Source organism: Burkholderia sp. ABCPW 11, assembly GCF_001523445.1.
Taxonomy (GTDB): domain Bacteria; phylum Pseudomonadota; class Gammaproteobacteria; order Burkholderiales; family Burkholderiaceae; genus Burkholderia.
In genome coordinates this window covers 1-2,956 of the sequence record NZ_LOVM01000092.1, presented here as the reverse complement: position 1 = coordinate 2,956, position 2,956 = coordinate 1, and the positions used below count along the sequence as shown (strand labels likewise).

The 2,956-nt window shown below is 53.0% G+C and carries 1 rRNA gene; it reads left to right on the top strand.

Annotation, left to right across the window (positions count from 1 at the left end):
* Positions 1-59 precede the first annotated feature (59 nt).
* A 23S ribosomal RNA gene (locus WS61_RS28995) occupies positions 60-2,941 on the top strand.
* Positions 2,942-2,956 lie beyond the last annotated feature (15 nt).

The window sequence follows — 2,956 nt, the reverse complement described above, 5'->3', positions numbered from 1 at the left end:
ACGCGAGAACTCAACCTGTAGCGACTGTAGCGTCGAAAGATGAGACAGACTCGTTATAGGGTCAAGCGAACAAGTGCATGTGGTGGATGCCTTGGCGATCACAGGCGATGAAGGACGCGGTAGCCTGCGAAAAGCTACGGGGAGCTGGCAAACAAGCTTTGATCCGTAGATGTCCGAATGGGGAAACCCACTCCTTATGGAGTATCCATGGCTGAATACATAGGCCATGCGAAGCGAACGCGGTGAACTGAAACATCTAAGTAACCGCAGGAAAAGAAATCAACCGAGATTCCCAAAGTAGTGGCGAGCGAAATGGGATGAGCCTTGCACTCTTTATTTGTATTGTTAGCCGAACGCTCTGGAAAGTGCGGCCATAGCAGGTGATAGCCCTGTAGGCGAAAACAGTATGAAAGAACTAGGTGTGCGACAAGTAGGGCGGGACACGTGAAATCCTGTCTGAAGATGGGGGGACCATCCTCCAAGGCTAAATACTCGTGATCGACCGATAGTGAACCAGTACCGTGAGGGAAAGGCGAAAAGAACCCCGGGAGGGGAGTGAAATAGATCCTGAAACCGCATGCATACAAACAGTCGGAGCCTCGTAAGGGGTGACGGCGTACCTTTTGTATAATGGGTCAGCGACTTACGTTCAGTAGCAAGCTTAACCGTATAGGGCAGGCGTAGCGAAAGCGAGTCCGAATAGGGCGTTCAGTTGCTGGGCGTAGACCCGAAACCAGGTGATCTATCCATGGCCAGGATGAAGGTGCGGTAACACGTACTGGAGGTCCGAACCCACTAACGTTGAAAAGTTAGGGGATGAGCTGTGGATAGGGGTGAAAGGCTAAACAAACCTGGAAATAGCTGGTTCTCTCCGAAAACTATTTAGGTAGTGCCTCGTGTCTCACCTTCGGGGGTAGAGCACTGTCATGGTTGGGGGGTCTATTGCAGATTACCCCGCCATAGCAAACTCCGAATACCGAAGAGTGCAATCACGGGAGACAGACATCGGGTGCTAACGTCCGGTGTCAAGAGGGAAACAACCCAGACCGCCAGCTAAGGTCCCCAAATATAGCTAAGTGGGAAACGAAGTGGGAAGGCTAAAACAGTCAGGAGGTTGGCTTAGAAGCAGCCACCCTTTAAAGAAAGCGTAATAGCTCACTGATCGAGTCGTCCTGCGCGGAAGATGTAACGGGGCTAAGCTATATACCGAAGCTGCGGATGCGAGCTAGTCTCGCATGGTAGGAGAGCGTTCCGTAAGCCTGCGAAGGTGCGTTGAAAAGCGTGCTGGAGGTATCGGAAGTGCGAATGCTGACATGAGTAGCGATAAAGGGGGTGAAAGGCCCCCTCGCCGTAAGCCCAAGGTTTCCTACGCAACGTTCATCGGCGTAGGGTGAGTCGGCCCCTAAGGCGAGGCAGAAATGCGTAGCTGATGGGAAGCAGGTCAATATTCCTGCACCGTCGTTAGATGCGATGGGGGGACGGATCGCGGAAGGTTGTCCGGGTGTTGGAAGTCCCGGTCGCTGCATTGGAGAAGGCGCTTAGGCAAATCCGGGCGCAGGATTCAAGGGTGTGGCGCGAGCGACTTAGGTCGCGAAGCAATTGGAAGTGGTTCCAAGAAAAGCCTCTAAGCTTCAGTCTAACGATGACCGTACCGCAAACCGACACAGGTGGGCGAGATGAGTATTCTAAGGCGCTTGAGAGAACTCGGGAGAAGGAACTCGGCAAATTGGTACCGTAACTTCGGGATAAGGTACGCCCTTGTAGCTTGACTGGCCTGCGCCAGGAGGGTGAAGGGGTTGCAATAAACTGGTGGCTGCGACTGTTTAATAAAAACACAGCACTCTGCAAACACGAAAGTGGACGTATAGGGTGTGACGCCTGCCCGGTGCCGGAAGATTAAATGATGGGGTGCAAGCTCTTGATTGAAGTCCCGGTAAACGGCGGCCGTAACTATAACGGTCCTAAGGTAGCGAAATTCCTTGTCGGGTAAGTTCCGACCTGCACGAATGGCGTAACGATGGCCACACTGTCTCCTCCCGAGACTCAGCGAAGTTGAAGTGTTTGTGATGATGCAATCTACCCGCGGCTAGACGGAAAGACCCCATGAACCTTTACTGTAGCTTTGCATTGGACTTTGAACCGATCTGTGTAGGATAGGTGGGAGGCTATGAAGCCGGAACGCTAGTTTCGGTGGAGCCGTCCTTGAAATACCACCCTGGTTTGTTTGAGGTTCTAACCTTGGCCCGTGATCCGGGTCGGGGACAGTGCATGGTAGGCAGTTTGACTGGGGCGGTCTCCTCCCAAAGCGTAACGGAGGAGTACGAAGGTACGCTAGGTACGGTCGGAAATCGTGCTGATAGTGCAATGGCATAAGCGTGCTTAACTGCGAGACCGACAAGTCGAGCAGGTGCGAAAGCAGGTCATAGTGATCCGGTGGTTCTGTATGGAAGGGCCATCGCTCAACGGATAAAAGGTACTCTGGGGATAACAGGCTGATACCGCCCAAGAGTTCATATCGACGGCGGTGTTTGGCACCTCGATGTCGGCTCATCTCATCCTGGGGCTGTAGCCGGTCCCAAGGGTATGGCTGTTCGCCATTTAAAGAGGTACGTGAGCTGGGTTTAAAACGTCGTGAGACAGTTTGGTCCCTATCTGCCGTGGGCGTTGGATATTTGAAGGGGGCTGCTCCTAGTACGAGAGGACCGGAGTGGACGAACCTCTGGTGTACCGGTTGTCACGCCAGTGGCATCGCCGGGTAGCTATGTTCGGAAGAGATAACCGCTGAAAGCATCTAAGCGGGAAACTCGCCTTAAGATGAGATATCCCTGGAGGCTAGACCTCCTTGAAGGGTCGTTCGAGACCAGGACGTTGATAGGTCGGGTGTGTAAGCGCAGTAATGCGTTCAGCTAACCGATACTAATTGCCCGTAAGGCTTGATCCTATAACAAGTCTGTCT